The sequence below is a fragment of the Anaerococcus ihuae genome (genome assembly GCF_928368155.1).
Classification (GTDB): Bacteria; Bacillota; Clostridia; order Tissierellales; family Peptoniphilaceae; genus Anaerococcus; species Anaerococcus ihuae.
This window is the reverse complement of sequence record NZ_CAKMRU010000001.1, coordinates 520879-537600: the sequence shown is the minus strand read 5'-3', so window position 1 is coordinate 537600 and position 16722 is coordinate 520879. Positions and strand designations below refer to the sequence as shown.

The 16722-nt window shown below is 27.8% G+C and carries 11 protein-coding genes and 1 other RNA gene; 1 reads left to right on the top strand and 11 read right to left on the bottom strand.

Translation table 11 applies throughout. The features are described 5' to 3' along the window. Positions 1-38: 38 nt before the first annotated feature. The 9 genes from L6653_RS02520 to L6653_RS02480 all read right to left on the bottom strand — a co-directional run bounded on the left by L6653_RS02520 (position 39) and on the right by L6653_RS02480 (position 12954). Positions 39-1544: a peptidoglycan D,D-transpeptidase FtsI family protein gene (locus L6653_RS02520; RefSeq protein ID WP_236785371.1), complete on the bottom strand. Its 1506-nt coding sequence runs from the start codon at positions 1542-1544 to the stop codon at positions 39-41. Further along, positions 1525-2802, bottom strand: coding sequence for an FtsW/RodA/SpoVE family cell cycle protein (locus L6653_RS02515; protein ID WP_369806158.1), 1278 nt, complete (start codon positions 2800-2802; stop codon positions 1525-1527). The genes L6653_RS02520 and L6653_RS02515 overlap by 20 nt, the downstream gene beginning before the upstream one ends. Next, positions 2789-3292: an FHA domain-containing protein gene (locus L6653_RS02510; RefSeq protein ID WP_058990471.1), complete on the bottom strand. Its 504-nt coding sequence runs from the start codon at positions 3290-3292 to the stop codon at positions 2789-2791. The genes L6653_RS02515 and L6653_RS02510 overlap by 14 nt, the downstream gene beginning before the upstream one ends. 149 nt (positions 3293-3441) lie before the next feature. Further along, positions 3442-5133: a phospho-sugar mutase gene (locus L6653_RS02505; protein ID WP_236785369.1), complete on the bottom strand. Its 1692-nt coding sequence runs from the start codon at positions 5131-5133 to the stop codon at positions 3442-3444. Then, positions 5123-7009 (bottom strand): type I pullulanase, encoded by a 1887-nt coding sequence (gene pulA, locus L6653_RS02500; RefSeq protein ID WP_236785368.1) that lies wholly within the window; start codon positions 7007-7009, stop codon positions 5123-5125. Before pulA ends, L6653_RS02505 begins: the two co-directional genes overlap by 11 nt. 5 nt (positions 7010-7014) lie before the next feature. After that, a complete protein-coding gene (locus tag L6653_RS02495; RefSeq protein ID WP_236785367.1) occupies positions 7015-9261 on the bottom strand; it encodes a glycogen/starch/alpha-glucan phosphorylase in 2247 nt (748 codons plus the stop codon). 1 nt (position 9262) lies between these two features. Then, positions 9263-10693 carry a glycogen synthase GlgA gene (gene glgA, locus L6653_RS02490; RefSeq protein ID WP_236785366.1) on the bottom strand — a complete coding sequence of 477 codons (1431 nt, stop codon included), beginning with the start codon at positions 10691-10693 and terminating at the stop codon, positions 9263-9265. A 10-nt stretch (positions 10694-10703) separates the two neighbouring features. Beyond that, complete coding sequence (gene glgD, locus L6653_RS02485; protein WP_236785365.1) at positions 10704-11819, bottom strand: glucose-1-phosphate adenylyltransferase subunit GlgD; 1116 nt, start codon at positions 11817-11819, stop codon at positions 10704-10706. 1 nt (position 11820) lies between these two features. Next, positions 11821-12954 (bottom strand): glucose-1-phosphate adenylyltransferase, encoded by a 1134-nt coding sequence (locus L6653_RS02480; protein ID WP_236785364.1) that lies wholly within the window; start codon positions 12952-12954, stop codon positions 11821-11823. A 142-nt stretch (positions 12955-13096) separates the two neighbouring features. Here L6653_RS02480 and ssrA point away from each other — a divergent pair. Then, positions 13097-13451, top strand: a transfer-messenger RNA (tmRNA) gene (gene ssrA / locus L6653_RS02475). Positions 13452-14098: 647 nt separating this feature from the next. Here ssrA and pepD read toward each other — a convergent pair. Further along, complete coding sequence (gene pepD, locus L6653_RS02470) at positions 14099-15499, bottom strand: beta-Ala-His dipeptidase (RefSeq protein ID WP_236785363.1); 1401 nt, start codon at positions 15497-15499, stop codon at positions 14099-14101. Next, positions 15499-16710 carry a peptidase T gene (gene pepT / locus L6653_RS02465; protein WP_236785362.1) on the bottom strand — a complete coding sequence of 404 codons (1212 nt, stop codon included), beginning with the start codon at positions 16708-16710 and terminating at the stop codon, positions 15499-15501. Before pepT ends, pepD begins: the two co-directional genes overlap by 1 nt. Between the last annotated feature and the right edge of the window lie 12 nt (positions 16711-16722).

Below are 16722 nucleotides of genomic sequence, written 5' to 3'. Positions count from 1 at the left end.
AACGGTTATTAGCCTTAAAACTAATAGCCGTTTTAATTTTAGTTTAAATTTACATTATTTATAATGCTATTTATCATTTCACCGCCTATAGGAACAGGAACTTCTCCAGCAATCTCATCCGAATCTTCAACTACAATCGCAAAGGCAAGTTTTGGATCATAAGCTGGAGCAAATCCTACAAACCAAACATCGACTCCTCCACCTTTTTTGTCTACTGTTCCAGATTTTCCTGCTATTTGAACAGATTGTAGATACGCTTTGTTTGCCGTTCCATAATTTACAACATCAACCATATAATCTCTAATTGTATTTGCAATATCTGAACTCGTTACATCAGAAAGAACTTCACTTTTACTTTCTTTAATAATTTTTCCATCTTTATTTACAACATTTCTTACAAGTCTTGGCTGCATCATTTTTCCTTCGTTTGCAATTGTTGATGCAATCATTGCCATATGGAGTGGAGTAACTCTTGTTTTTCCATAACCAAAACCTGTCATCGCCATATCAACTTGATTCAAATCATCAAACGGAATTTTTGCATTTATTTTTTCAATATCAAATTTGTAGTTTTTATTGAACATATATTTTTCAGCCACGTCTTTGTAAGGTTTTTTTCCAATCTCATCAACTTTGGCTGCAAAATAAGTATTAAGTGAATTCATCAAAGCTGTTCTTAAATTCACATTTCCATATGAAAAATCACCATAATTTTTTATATCGTAATTTTGAATTTTTACAGTTCCACTATCATAATAATTTGTATTTATTCCACTTCTTAAAATCACATCTGAACTTACTATTTTCATTGTAGATGCAGGTCGATAGGCTCCTTGGCTTGATCTATTTAATAAAGGGGCATCATTGTTTTGAATTAAAGTATTCCAATCTTGATCCAATGTGTTTGGATCATATGATGGTTTTGAGACCATTGCTAAGACTTCACCATTTCTTGGATCCATTACAACAATTGAACCAATATGATCTCCTAAACTATTGTAGGCAATTTCTTGTATGGTTTGATCAATTGTTAAATTCAAATTATTCCCAACACCAGTTTTTTCTACCATATCCCTAATTTTTGAAGTTGGTTGATCCGATACATTTAATAATTCATTATTATATGTTTTTTCCAATCCACTTTTTCCGTATTGAACTGAATTATAACCGGTAAAGGCTGAATTTATAATCCCATCATTATAAACTCTTATTCTATTTCCATTTTCGTCTTTTTCATTGTAAACCAAGACTTTACCATTTCTATCATAGATATTTCCTCTTTTTATTTCATTTTCATTGACCCAATTTCTTTTATTATGATTATTATCAGCTAAAGTTTGAGCCTTAAATAATTGAAAATATACTAGGTATAAAACTATAAACAAAAACATTGCAATAAAAAGCATCAAAACATAAATCAATCTTTTATTCATTGTAGATTTTTTCAATATGTGTTTGTCATCTTCTTCTTTTAGCCTTTGTTTTTTTTCCATATCTAAAATTTTTTGTATAAATGGTTTTTCTTTATCTTTCTTTTTTTTCATCTTCTTCACCATTTTCTATTTTTTGCCCGCAATATTGAAGACATGCAAGTAATATAAATCCTGAAACCATTGAGGATCCTCCTGCTGAAATAAATGGGAGAGTAACCCCAGTCAAAGGTATAAGTTTTAAAACTCCTCCCAAAATAATTAGGGTTTGAAGAGCAAATAATCCTCCTATTCCAAAAGCAAGAATTGAAAAAAATTTCTCTTCTTGTTGAAGTGCAATTTTTATAGCCCTATATACTAAAATTAAAAATAATAAAACTACAGCAATTCCCATAAAGATTCCATATTCCTCACAAATTGCTGGGAAAATAAAATCACTTTCTGCAACAGGTATATAGTCAGGTCTTCCAAGTCCTATTCCTGTTCCAAATAATCCACCGCTTGCAAGAGCAAATAATGATTGAGTTATTTGGTAACCCCTATCATCAATAACAGACCAGGGATCAAGCCAAGTTTCTACCCTTACTCTAATGTGTGAAAATAAGAAATATGCAAGAATAGATCCTAGAACTATAAAAATCAAATTTAAAAGAATTAATTTTCTATCCCTTTCATATACAAATTGTGTAAGTATCATTGTTCCGAAAAATATCAAAGCTGTTCCCAATTCTTTTTGAATAAAAAACATCAAAATAAAAGCATATATTCCTAAACTTAAATAATATTTACCAAAAGCTTTTTTCCTATATTTATTGTAATGGGTATAAAAACTTGCTACAAAAAATATAAAAGGTACTTTTATAAATTCTGAAGGTTGTAAGGTAAAAGGTCCTATAACTATCCAGTTTTTTGCCCCGCCAGATGCAAAACCAAAAATTAAAGTTGCCACAAATAAAACTATAGAAATTACAAAATAAAAAATAATATGCTCATCCCAATTTTTATATTTTTGTAAGATAAAATAAGTTAAAAAATATACTATTATACCTACCAAATAAAATAAAAGTTGTTTTTTCCCCAAAGATGGATCAAGCCTATAAATCATAGCAACCCCAATTGAAAACAACATATTTACAATCAATAATAAAATACTATCACTTCTTGTTAGTTTATTAGCCAAAATAGTAGATAGCATTGTAGTTACGAGAATTGTTATATAGGCATAAAAATCCCCACTTTGTAATTTATCTGCATTAAAAATCATAGACAAGCTTAAAGTCAAAAATTCAAATAGAAACAAAAGAAACAAAGCGTTGTTTTTATATTTTTTTTGGTTGATGATATTTATATTTTCTTTTTTAATCATCTTCATCACCGTTTATAAATAAAAATTTTAATTCCCCAAATTTTATTATATCTTTATTTTTCAACTCAATAGCTTCATTGATTCTTTCATCGTTTAAAAAAGTTCCATTTGAAGAATTTAAATCTTCCAAGAAATATATCCCTTGGTCTAGGATAATTCTTGCATGAAAACTTGATAAAAATTTGTCTTTTATGCAAATAGTATTCTTATCGTTTCTTCCTATTGTGTTATTTTCTCCAATATAGTAATATTCTTGTATTTTAAATTTATTTTCTTGATTTTGGTTTATGAATTGTAAATATGTATCAGATATTTGCTCTTTTTTTATTGCATATCTAACATCATAATAAATTATTCTAATAATTGAATAGATAAAGTATAAAACTATAACAACAAATACATATTTTAAAATTGTAGATAATAATTGATATAGAGTCATATTTCCAAATACTTGAATTGAAAATACTTTATCTATAAAGTTAAAAAATTGATCCATAATACCTCCTTACTTCTTATTTACTTATTTTATCAAAAATTTCTCATTCTTGAAAATATCCCTATTAAAAATATCTAATATAAAAGTTCTTAATAATCTTAAATGAAAAATACCTAGAAGCTTTATTTTGCTCCTAGGTATAAAAATTTTTAATCAATTTGATTAATAATATTATTTACTTCATTTTTAATTTTATCTCTTTTTTCATCAGACTCTTTTTTGCTCTCATCTATTGCATTTAGATATAATTTTATTTTTGGTTCTGTTCCTGAAGGTCTTAGTACAAACCAAGAGTCATCTTCTAAATAATATTTCAAAACATTAGATTTTGAAAGACCTGTTTCATCATTTAAATAATCCACAATCTTTTTAACTTTTAGTCCAGAAATTTCTTTTAGTGGATTTGTTCTTATAGATTCCATAATTCTTTTTATTTTTTGAGCTCCATCAAGTCCCTCAAGAACTATTGATTGAACCTCATTTGAATAAAAGCCATATTCTTGGTAAATATCATCAAGAACATCTAATAATGATTTTCCTTTATTTTTATAATAGGCAGTCATTTCGCTAATAAGCATAGCTGAGTTTACAGCATCCTTATCTCTTACAAAAGTCTTATAATTATAACCTATACTTTCTTCAAAGCCAAAAATAAATTCGCCTTTGCCAATTTTTTCAAAATTATTTGCCACTTCATATATATTTTTAAATCCAGTTAAAACTTCATAAACATCAACTCCAAAACTTTTTGCAATTGGTTTAACTAAGTCTGTTGAAACTATAGTTTTGACAACAGCTCCATCATCTGGCAATTCATTATTTTCTTTTAGAGCTGTCAAAATATAATTTGTAAGCAAAGATCCAATTTGATTTCCTGTTAAAAATTGATATTTACCATTCTCATCCAAAACTTCAACTGCACACCTATCAGAATCTGGATCTGTTGCCAGTAATAATTCAGCATTTTTTTCCTTACCTAGTTTTTCTGATAATTTAAATGCTTTTGGATCTTCTGGGTTTGGATATCCAACAGTTGTAAAGTCAGGATCTGGATTTTCTTGCTCTTTTACTATGAAGATATTTTCAAAACCTCTCTCATCAAGAATTCTTCTAACCAATTTATTTCCACAACCGTTTAATGGTGTATATACAATTTTAACTTTTTTATCAACATCTTCATTGATTGCACAATCTAAAACATCTTTTACATAGTCTTCAATCAAAGAATCATCTATCCATGAAATTAGTCCTTCATTAATTGCTTTGTCAAAATCAACTCTTTTTATTTTAGAGTAATCTTCATATTCTTTCATATAATTTTGAATTTTTACTGCAATATCTTCAAGAATTTGACTTCCATCTGAACCGTAAGCCTTGTAGCCATTATATTCTCTTGGATTGTGACTAGCTGTAACCATTACTCCACCAATTGATTTTAATTTTCTAATTGCATATGAACAAACAGGTGTTGGTTGAATTTCCTTAAAAATATTTACTTTAATTCCATTAGCAGCAAAAACTTCAGCAGTTATTTTTGAAAATTCATCAGATTTATGTCTAACATCATAACAAATTACAACTCCTCTTTCTTTTGCGTCTTCCCCCATGTCAGAGATTGTATCAGCAAAGGCTTGAGTAGCTTTTGCCACTGTGTATTGGTTCATTCTATTCGTACCAGCACCAAGCTTACCCCTTAGCCCTGCAGTACCAAAAGCTAATTCTTGGTAAAATCTATCTTCAATTTCATTTTCATCATTTTCAATTTTTTTTAATTCATCTTTAGTTTCTTGGTCAAAAAATTCATTATTTAGCCAAGTTTCATAAACTTTTTTATAATCCATAATTTTCTCCTCTTATATAGACATTTACAGAATGTTTGCTGAAATAATCTAATTCAGAAACTTTTATCTTTTTATTAATTTTACCCTTTTTATCGAATATTTTAACAAGTGAAATTTCTTCTCCAAAAATTTTCTTTCTTTTAAAATCATCAACTTCTACATCATCTTTTAATCCATTAAAAACTACATATATTTTCTTATTTTTGAAACAAATATTGTAAGCAATGAGGTTATCCTCTAAATCTTCTACAAAAGTCAGAGCTTTTCTGAGATCATCTTTTTTTACAAGCTGAAAAACCTCTAATTTTTTTCTAAGAAAAATTAAATCTTTAACAAAAGTAAAGGTTTCAAAATTATCAATTTTATCTTTCCAATCAATTCCATTTATAGATAAAGGCAAGTTGTATGAGTTGCTGTTATTAGATTTTGAATTATTAAATTCTGTTCCTTCATAGATAAAGGGCTTTCCAAAAGATAAAAATAAAATTGCAAAACCCAACCTTGATATATATTCTAAATCATCATGATCTGTCAAAGATATTTTTAATTTATCAAAATAATTTAGATTATCATGGCAAGCAAAATAATTAATTGTCTCACTAGCATTATCCGCAAACCCTTTTCTTTTATCATCAAAGTCAATGCTACCACTTATACCAATTTCTATTTGATTTTTTAATGTGAAATTTCCTTGAATAAAGCCCTTGCCATATCCGTCGTTATCACCTTTAATGGCATTTCTAAAACTATCATTAAAAACTCCAAATCCATTTGATCTTTGACTTCCTGTTAAAATTTGTTTTTCTCTTGGCAAGACTGAATCTCCACCCATCCAAGGTTCACCATAAATTATTAGATAAGGTTTGATTTTTTTTAGCTCTTTAATTGCAATTTTCATAGTATCTATATCAATTAAAGCCATCAAATCAAACCTAAATCCATCTATGTCATATTCTAAAACCCAATGTTTTAATGAATCAATTATTAATTTTCTAGCAAAAGGATTTTCACTTTTAATTTCATTCCCAACGCCAGATCCATTTGAAAAACTTCCATCAGGATTTTTCCTGTAATAATAAGATGGTGCTAAAATTTCTAAATTTGAATCACTTGTTTTAAAAGTGTGGTTATAAACAACATCCATAACTACATTCATGCCAGCTTCATGGATTTTATTTACCATTTTTTTAAATTCAAAAATTCTATTTTTTGGCTCATAAGGATTTGTTGCATATGACCCTTCAACATTAAAATATAATTCTGGATCATAGCCCCAATTGTAATTATCATCATCAAAAAATTTCTCATTTTCTTCAAATGTTGAGATAAAATCATAAACTGGTAAGAGTTGAACATGTGTAACTCCTAATTCTTTAAGGTGAGATAAGCCTGTTTTTTTTCCATCAAATTCATTATCTTCTTCACAAAGTCCTAGAAATTTACCCCTATTTTTTACATTCGAATTTTTATTTGCTGTAAAATCTTTTACATTTAATTCATAAATTACAGCTTCATTTTCGCAAATTTTGGGCGAAAACTTTTTAAAGTTTTTAGGGTTCGTTTTATCAAAATCAACTATAGCAGACATTAGGCTATTAATTGAAGAAGCTTTGGAGTAAGGATCTGTCACTTCGTATTTATCTTCAACTAAATAAGAATAGAAAAATCCATCCAAATCTCTTTCAATTTTGCAGTAAAATATATCAAATTCTGTTTTTACCATAGAAAATTTTTCTTTTCTAACTTTTCTATAATCATCTGTAATTAACAAGTCGATTTTTTTTCTACCTGGTGCAAAAATCCTAAATTCAGTGTAATTTTTTGTGTAGTTTTCTCCTAATTTTATATCCTTTATATCATCGTATGTGTATGTCATATTTCCTATTTCAATTTTTCTAAATTTTTATCAAGATTAAATTCATTTGCCCAAAGTATATTATCTATCTCCTTATCAATCCATTTTTTCTTGTCCAAATAATCCTTAGAAATTTTAAATCTCATATCTAGCAAAGAATCATGGTCTTTAAATATAAAAAATGAATCATTATAAGAAATCAAATAGTCATAAATATTTTTAAAGTTATATGGCAAATTAGAGTAATCTTCATTAATTAAATTATCAATCGTCCTTTTGATTATATCATTTTTGTAATAGAATTCACGGGCATCATAAGCATTTTCGTTTTTTATTTTTTCAATTTCTTCATAAGTTTGTCCAAAGGTATAAATTTCATTTTTCTTTTCAATATTTGAAATTATTCCACCCTTGCTCGAAAGTACATTTGATAAGTTAAAAATTGAGTTTAACATATGAAAACTTTGATTATCAAAAATTGGTAGACTTAAATTGCTATAAAGATCACATGCAGGATAAATTTTTCTTAGCCTCTCTACATTTGCATCTTCTATAAAAATTATCTTTAATTTCTCCTTAATTAACTTATCTTTGTCAATCATATGCTTTAATGCAAGGATGAATTTTATAATTTCTTTCGCCATAAAATATCCATCATTCGCCTTACCCGAAAAAATATAAGTTGTAGGAGATATTAATATATTTGAATTGTCTTTTAATTTATAATAGATGCTAGCTATACTTATAGCATTTAATAATTGTCTTTTTGCCTCATGAAACATTGCAAGTTGCATATCAAAAATAGAATAAGGATTTACTCTATCAAAGCCATCTAACTTAAATTCTTTAATTAAATTAAGCTTATTTTTAAATTTAACCTCTTCTATTTCATCATAAAAAACATTATAATTTTTAAAATTTTCTAGTTTTCTTACACTATCTTTATTTACAATATTTATACCATAATTTTCTAGACTTTTTTTAAACAATAAATTGTTTGAATCAGAATATAAATATCTATCAACGCCAAAATTTAAATAAGAAAATTTTACCCCTTCTTCCTTATAATTATCAACGAAAATTTTTGATAAATAGTAGTAGCTATCAACAAAGCAATAATTAAGCCTATCGTATTTTAATTGTTTATCTTCAATTATTGATAAATTTCGATTTTCTTTTAAATAATCATCTAATTTTAAAATAATATCGTAAAAAGAACTATCGATTGATTTTATCATTGAAATATCATAGGATTCTTTCGAATCAGAAGTTACTAAAAATCCTATATGAACAAATACTTTTTTACTTATTTCAATACATTCTTTAATTTCAATATCATACCCTTGATTTAGGGCTCTTATAAATTCAATTATTGCAAGGCTAGGATGAATATCCGCAAGAATTATTTTGATTTTATCTTTAATATCTCTTATATCATGATTTTTTTTAAAATATCTTCTAAAAATATCTTGAATGGTTGAAACTGAATAAAAATATTCTTGTTTTAACCTAAAAATCTTTCCCTCATAAGTAGAATTATCTAAATACAAAAATTGAGTCAAGGAATTATTATCTATATAATCATCATAAGCGCTTTTAAAATCTCCACTTGATAAATTCAAATAATCTATTTTATTAATTGATTCTGCTTTCCACAACCTAAGTGTGTTTACAAAATTATTTTCATTATTAAAAATCGGCATATCATAAGCTACTGCCTTTGTTTTCTTTCCTTCGATATTTAAAATATAAGAAAAAGCTTTTTTATGCTCCCATTTATTTCCGACAGAAAGCCATTCATTAGGATTTATAAATTGCCTTCCATCTCTAATGACTTGTTTCATTTCTCCACTTTCATATCTAAGAGCATAGGCCATGGATTTTATTTTATTTTTACTGAACTCTTTCATTAAATACCAAGAACCGATTCCTATGTCACTATTCCCAAGACTAGCTTCTTTTTCATAATTTAGCAAATCTTCCATAGAAATATTCAATAGCTTTAAGCACTCATTAACTTCTTTTTTATAATCTAAAGATTCTATTGCATTTTCAATAAATTTTCCTAGACTATATTCAAACGATAATAAGTAAACTTCTTTATTTTTAAAAGTTTTTTTTGATTTAGACCAATTTTTTCCTATATCTTGCATCAAAGCTTTTACAAGCCCATCGTAAATTTCACCAAGTCTTGCATCTTCTATCTCTTTAGCATAAAAAGAATACAAAAAATTTTGTATTCTTTTTAAGATAAAATTATTATTTTTATTCATTTTATGCCTTTATATCTTCATATAATTTAATATATTTTTTTGAAGATTCTTCCCAGTCATTTTTTTCTTTCATAGCATTTTCAACAAGCTTATCGAAGGCTTTTTTATCATTTTTATATAAATCTATAGCATTTTTACTAGCAAAAAGTAATTCATGAGCATTTATATTTTCAAAAGAAAATCCTGTTCCTTCACCAGTATATTTGTTGTAAGCTTTTACAGTATCTTTTAATCCACCAGCTTCTCTTACAATTGGCAAAGAACCATATCTCATAGCAATTAATTGGCTAATGCCACAGGGTTCAGAGATTGATGGCATCATAAATAAATCACTTGCACCATATAATTTGTGACTTTCTTTTCCATCATAATAAATTCTTGCAGCAACCTTATCAGGATATTTCCACTCAAAATATTTAAACATTTCCTCATAAGTATAATCTCCAGTTCCAAGAACAACCAGTTGAATATCTTCTTGTAATAATTCATCTAAAATATACCTTACAAGGTCAAATCCTTTCATAGAAGTTAACCTTGAACAAATTGCAATCATTGGAACATTTTCATTTACTGGTAATCCATATTCTTTTTGAAGTTCTGTTTTATTTTTTGCTTTATCTTTTATGGATTTTAAATCATAATTTTTGTAAATGTTCTTGTCAGTTTTTGGATTCCAAACTTCATAATCAATCCCATTTACAATTCCAGAAAGTTTATTTTCATATTCTCTAACTATTCCATCAAGACCTTCTCCATAAAATGGATATTTAATCTCTTGTGCATAATTTTCACTAACTGTATTAAAGGCAGTAGAATGAACGATGCCACCTTTCATAAAATTAATAGCATCAAAGTATTTTAGATCATGTTCATTGAAATAATATCCATCAAGACCAGTTAGTTTAAGATAGCCTGAATCAAATACTCCTTGATATTTTAGGTTATGAATTGTAAATAAAGTTCTTATATCATCAAAATAATGATCACCTTTTCTAAAATCATTTACATAAATATTTACCAAAGCAGTATGCCAATCATTAGAATGGATTATATCCGGCTTAAAGTCAATTTCTTTCCCAAGAAGGGTTGCAGCTTTTGAGAAAAATATAAATCTTTCAGCATCATCATCATATCCATAGGCATTATCCCTATCGAAATATTCTAGATTGTCTATAAAATAAAATGTAACATTATCCCATTTCAAACTATAAACGCCAGCATATTGGTGTTTCCAATCAAGATCAACGTAAAATTCTTTAATTTTTTTCATTTTATTTTTATAAACCTGATCAATGCTAGTATATAAAGGCATAGCTACTCTTATATCTATACCTTTTTTTACAAGCTCTTTAGGAAGGGAACCAGCTACATCAGCAAGTCCTCCAGTTTTTATAAAGGGATCGGCTTCACTTGTCAAAAATAATACTTTCATTTAAATCTCCTTAATTAATGTGCTCTCCCTTATCTGTCAAGTAAGGATGGGTTCTATTTCCGAATAATCTTACATCTTCATGTACCTTTGTGTCTTTATCAGTAATAACATGGTTTAAAATAGCTCCCTCACCAATTTCAGAATTTTGGAAGATAATAGAATTTTTAATTACTGCACCTTTTTTAACTGTAACACCCCTAAAAATTATAGAATTTTCAATTTCTCCTTCAATCAAAGCACCATTTGCAACCAAAGAATTTCTAACTTTTGATCCTTTTAAATATTCCGTTGAAGGTTCATCCTTACTTTTTGTATAAACCATTCCTTGTTCATAGAAAATTTCATCAAAATATTCCCTATCCAAAAGATTAAAGCTTGCTTCAAAATAGGTTAAAGTATCCATAATTACATTCAATTTTTCTTTTGACCTATACAATCCTAAAGTATTCTTCTTAGGATATTTAAACAATGCATCCAAGATATTAGTAGCATTATTTTTTTCAATTGAATATCTTAATAAATCAATGAATATATCCTTTTTAATCAAAATTGATCCAGTAAATAAGTTTATCTCTTCTTCAAGACCAAGGTTTGTCCCTACACTAATTGGAATCTCCTTTTCATCAGTATTAATAATTCTTCTATTTAAATAATAACCATAATCATCTTTTATTTTTTGAGTGAAAATTAAAGCATCAAGATTTTCACCTTTCATTTGCTCATAAGCATCTGAAATATTTACCTTAGAGATATACATAGGGTTAGTAATATAAACATATTCACGTTTATTTTGCATAAAATGTTTCATGGTATTGTAATAAGTTTCGATTTCATTTGCAAGCCTAGACCTATTATAAACAGGAGGATTTATCATCAAACCACCACTTCTTCTATTTAATTCCCAATTTCTACCATCACCAACATGATCAAGAGTAGATCTTAAAGGTTCTCCACCATATAAAATTACACTTGATATATTATGATTTGTAATATTTGATAAGGTAAAATCTATAACCCTATACCTACAACCAAAAGGAAGCATATAATCAGGTCTATATTTACAAAGAGTATCATAATTTTTCTCATCAAATTCTGAACTATAAATTAAAGCAAGTATATTTTGCATACTAATCCTCCTCTATACCATCTTTACTTACAAGATAAACTGTTGTAGAGTTTTTATCTCCAATATTTTCATTTATTTCCATATTCTCAGTAATTACACAATTATATACCTTTACTCCCTCTTTTATAGTAACACCAGATAAAATTACGCAATTATTTACACAAGCATTTTCTTCAATTTTTACATTTGAGAACAATACAGAATTATTTACCTCTCCATCAATAATACAACCTTCATTTATTAATGCATCATTTAAGGCACCATGACTTCCAACCCTATGAGGAGGCAAGTTCAGAGCAGTTGTATATATTTTCCAAGAATCATCATGAATATTTAGTGGGTTCTCAGGATCAATCAAGTCAAGATTTGCTTGCCAATAAGACTTAACTGTACCAACATCTTTCCAATATCCATCAAATTTATAAACAAATAAATTTCTATTATTATTTAATAAGTAAGGAATAATATCATGACCAAAATCATTTGTGGATTCAGAATTTTTGTGATCTTCAATCAAAGCCTCTCTCAATACTTTCCAATTGAAGATATAAATTCCCATAGAAGCAAGATTTGATTTAGGATTTTCAGGTTTTTCCTCAAATTCTACAATCTTTCCTTCATCATCAGTATTCATTATTCCAAATCTTGATGCCTCATCCCAATCAACTTCCATAACAGCAATAGTTGCATCAGCACCTTTTTCCATATGTTCATCAAGAAGCTTCGTATAATCCATCTTATAAATATGATCTCCTGAAAGAATAAGAACATATTCAGGATCAATACTATCAAGATAATTGATATTTACAAAAATTGCCCCAGCAGTTCCTTCAAACCATTTTCCACCTTCTTCAGTATAGTATGGAGTTAAAATTCTTAGACCACCAAAATTTCTATCATAATCCCAAGCAGCACCAATACCTAAGTGCTTATTTAATAATTGTGGTTTATATTGAGTAAGTACACCAATATCTCTAATTTCAGAATTTGTTGCATTTGATAAAGCAAAATCAATTATTTTATATTTTCCACCAAATGGAACAACTGGTTTTGCCATTTCCTTTGTTAAAGCTTTCAACCTAGATCCTTGACCACCAGCAAGAAGCATAGCTGCAATTTTATTATTATTTCTCATAAGTCCTCCTATCTTTTCAAGATTTTTTAATCTGAATGACTTGATATAATAATACCCAAAAAATTAAAATTTAATTCACTTAAAAACCTTTAATGAATTTTGACATAAAAATAAAATTTAGTATAATATTATCATTGCTTATGGGGATGTTTTGGTTTCGACGTGCTTGTTAAGATTTAAGCTGCAAGTCGTTTATCAATTCGTAAAATTGAAAATTAAATATAAATGCAAACAATAATAGCGAAAGACAATTCGCATTAGCTGCCTAATTTAGGCAAGCAGCAAATAACGATTAGGCCACAATAGTCGTTATTTGTTTCATAATTTATGTGGCAACTAATGCACAAAGCTTTGAGTGTATTTAGTATTATGAAGCTAGTCTAGTAAGTTATTTGTAAGTAGATAAGTGCTAGATGAAATTTAAATACTTACTAAACTTGTAGATGCTTTTATTAAAACTTGTGCGGACACGGGTTCAAATCCCGTCATCTCCACCATATACATTTTAAACCTTGATTTTTCAAGGTTTTATTTTTTTCTAATAAAATATTGATTTATTTTGAATTTTATATTATATTATTTACAATAACAAAGCACATACGTGACCCCCTTAAAAGAATTTTTCTTTGGGTTGCGCCATGTGCTTTGTTTGATTTTTAAATACTTATAGTATACTATAATTTAATAGAGGCTCTTCTACCTTCCGCATTTGTGGAGGGCCAGCTAGAGCCTCTATTTCTTTCATATTTATCTAATATTTGTATTTATACAAACCTATAGTATATTTCAATAAACAGAGATTAATCACTATCCGTGAAACCTTTTAAAGTGAAGATTGTGTTTAGTCTTTGTTTTTTATATATATTTTTTCATATTATCCCTAATATTTGCTAGATTTTTATACAATTTGCCAAATATAATTTTCTGTTTTGTAATGGCATTAATTTTTTCTGATATAATCTAAAAACAACAAATTGTTATTAAATTTTTAATACTCAAGATAACCTGAAATATTTATAATTAGTCTTACTTTTAAAAATCTACAAAAATATAATAAATATTTACTAAAAGATTATAAAAAAGATGATGTGTAAAATAGTTTTATCTATTTCCAACATCATCTTTTTAAATTATTTTTACTAGCTTATTTAATTTCTTTTAGTAATTCTTTTAAATATGCATAAACTCTTTGTACTGATTCTATTTCAACTTTTTCTTCTGGTGAATGTGCTCCTGTTATATTTGGTCCTATTGAAATTATATCTAAATTTGGATATTTTTCGTAAAATGCACCGCATTCTAGTCCAGCGTGAATTACTATTGTGTCAAATTCTTTTCCTTCAAAATCTTTGTAAACTTTTTGAGCGAGTGGTCTTAATTTTGAGTCTTCTTTGTATTCCCAACCTGGATAAATTGAATCTATAGTATAGTTTATATTTAAGTCTTCAAGTGTTTTCTTTATCCTATCTGATAATTCTTCTAGGACATGATTTTCTGATGATCTTAATGAAATTTCACTTTTTACAAATCCATCTTCTTCTTTTATTAAAGCTAAGTTATCTGAAGATTCTACAGTAACCCCATCTTTCATCATTGTGTTTGTTCCACAAGCAACATTTGCTATCATTTTAATTATTTTTTCTGATAATTCTTTTGAATAGCTCTTTCCGCTAGCTTCACTTATTTCAATTTTTAATTCACCTTTTACATCTTTAAATTTAGCCAAAGCATTTTTCTTTGCTTCTTCTAATTCTTCGACTTTTGCTCCGTAAACTTTTACACTTCCTGATGATGGAATAATATTATCAAGACTACCGCTTGTAAATTCTCCTATTGTTATATCTGAATTCAAATTATCCAAAATATGTGCGAAAATTTTTATAGCATTTCCTCTATTATCGTTGATGTCCATTCCTGAGTGACCACCAAGAAGGCCTGATACTTTTATTTCAAATCCATCTTTGTCTTCTTCTTTTCCGATTTTTTCAGAAATAAAGAATGTAATTCCTCCAGCTGATCCAACTGTTAGGACTCCTTCTTCTTCTGAGTCAATATTTATTAAATATTCACCTTCAAGAATATCTCCAGCTAAATTCAAAGCTCCTGCCATAGATGTTTCTTCTTCTGTTGTTACCAATAATTCAATTTGTGGTCCAACATAGTTTTCATCTTCAAGCAAGCTCAATCCCATTGCAACTGCAATTCCGTTATCAGCTCCAAGTGTTGTCTTATCAGCTGTTAAATATTTTCCATCAAGTATAGGTTTTATTGGATCTTTTAAGAAATCATGGTCTGAATCGTCAGTTTTTGATGCAACCATGTCCATATGTCCTTGTAAAATTACCTTTGGTGCGTTCTCGTATCCTTTTGATGCTTTTCTTTTTAAAATTACATTTAGATTTTCATCTTGGTAAGTTTCAAGATTTAATTCTTTGCCTGTTTTTACTAGAAAGTCTGAAACTTCTTTTTCGTGAAAACTTGGTCTAGGGATGTCCATTAATTTTTTAAAGTAATAAAATACTCTTTGTGGTTGTAATTTTTCCATTATTTCCCCTCCTCTGCATTTAATTGTACAATATTTTTCAAAACTTCAAAAGATTTTTCCATTATATCTACTGAAAGAAGTTCGTACCTTCCATGGAAATTATATCCTCCTGTAAATAAATTTGGTGTAGGAAGACCCTTATAGGAAAGACTTGCTCCATCAGTACCACCTCTTATTGGTTTTACAATTGGATCCATGCCGGCTTTTTTGATTGATTTTTTAGCCAGTTCAACAATTTCCATACGAGGTTTAATTTTTTCTTTCATATTATAATAAGAATCTGTAATTTCTAATTCAATTCTTTGTCCATATTTTTTATTTAGAAAATCTACTATGTCTTGGAGAATTTTTTTCTTTTCATTAAATGAATCTGTGAAAAAATCTCTAATTAGATATACTATATCAACTTCTGCAGAAGTTCCATTTATTTCATCTAACATGAAAAATCCTTCATATCCTTCTGAATATTCTGGTCTTTCATTTACTGGTAGCATTGAGTTTAATTCTTGTCCAAGTAAAAGTGCATTAATTAATACATTTTTTGCAGAACCTGGGTGAACTGATTTTCCTTCTATGTGGATTTTTGCTGTTGCTGCATTAAAATTTTCATATTCTAACTCTGCAACTGGTCCACCATCAATTGTATAAGCGAAGTCAGCTCCAAATTTTTCTACATCAAATAAATCTGCTCCTCTACCGATTTCTTCATCTGGAGTAAAGCCTATTTTTATATCTCCAAATTTTAAATCTCTATTTTCCATGAAATATTTTGCTATTTCCATAATTATAGCAATACCAGCTTTATCATCAGCACCAAGCAAAGTTGTTCCATCAGTTGTAACTAACTTATGTCCAATTAGTTCTTTTAAAAACGGATATTCATCTTCACTCAATTTATATTTATCATTTAAAATTATGTCCCCACCTTCATATGAGTCAATTATTTGTGGATTTACATTTTTCCCACTAATTTCAAGAGCTGTATCCATGTGAGAAATAAAACCAATTGTAGGAACATCTTTTACTGTTCCTTCTATAGAAGCATAAACATATCCATTTTCATCTACATGTGCATTATCTATGCCAAGATTTTTTAAATCTTCAACTATAACTTTTGCAAGTTCAATTTGTCCTGGTGTTGAAGGACAAGATTCGTTTTTGTCATCACTTTGGGTATCGTATTTCACATATTTTAAAAATTTATCTAACATATTTTTCCATCC

Excerpts from the sequence above, each read along its gene's own strand:
- L6653_RS02520 (WP_236785371.1), bottom strand. The coding sequence starts at position 1,544 with ATGAAAAAAAAGAAAGATAAAGAAAAACCATTTATACAAAAAATTTTA.
- L6653_RS02515 (WP_369806158.1), bottom strand. The coding sequence starts at position 2,802 with ATGAAGATGATTAAAAAAGAAAATATAAATATCATCAACCAAAAAAAA.
- L6653_RS02510 (WP_058990471.1), bottom strand. The coding sequence starts at position 3,292 with ATGGATCAATTTTTTAACTTTATAGATAAAGTATTTTCAATTCAAGTA.
- L6653_RS02505 (WP_236785369.1), bottom strand. The coding sequence starts at position 5,133 with ATGGATTATAAAAAAGTTTATGAAACTTGGCTAAATAATGAATTTTTT.
- pulA (WP_236785368.1), bottom strand. The coding sequence starts at position 7,009 with ATGACATACACATACGATGATATAAAGGATATAAAATTAGGAGAAAAC.
- L6653_RS02495 (WP_236785367.1), bottom strand. The coding sequence starts at position 9,261 with ATGAATAAAAATAATAATTTTATCTTAAAAAGAATACAAAATTTTTTG.
- glgA (WP_236785366.1), bottom strand. The coding sequence starts at position 10,693 with ATGAAAGTATTATTTTTGACAAGTGAAGCCGATCCCTTTATAAAAACT.
- glgD (WP_236785365.1), bottom strand. The coding sequence starts at position 11,819 with ATGCAAAATATACTTGCTTTAATTTATAGTTCAGAATTTGATGAGAAA.
- L6653_RS02480 (WP_236785364.1), bottom strand. The coding sequence starts at position 12,954 with ATGAGAAATAATAATAAAATTGCAGCTATGCTTCTTGCTGGTGGTCAA.
- pepD (WP_236785363.1), bottom strand. The coding sequence starts at position 15,499 with ATGGAAAAATTACAACCACAAAGAGTATTTTATTACTTTAAAAAATTA.
- pepT (WP_236785362.1), bottom strand. The coding sequence starts at position 16,710 with ATGTTAGATAAATTTTTAAAATATGTGAAATACGATACCCAAAGTGAT.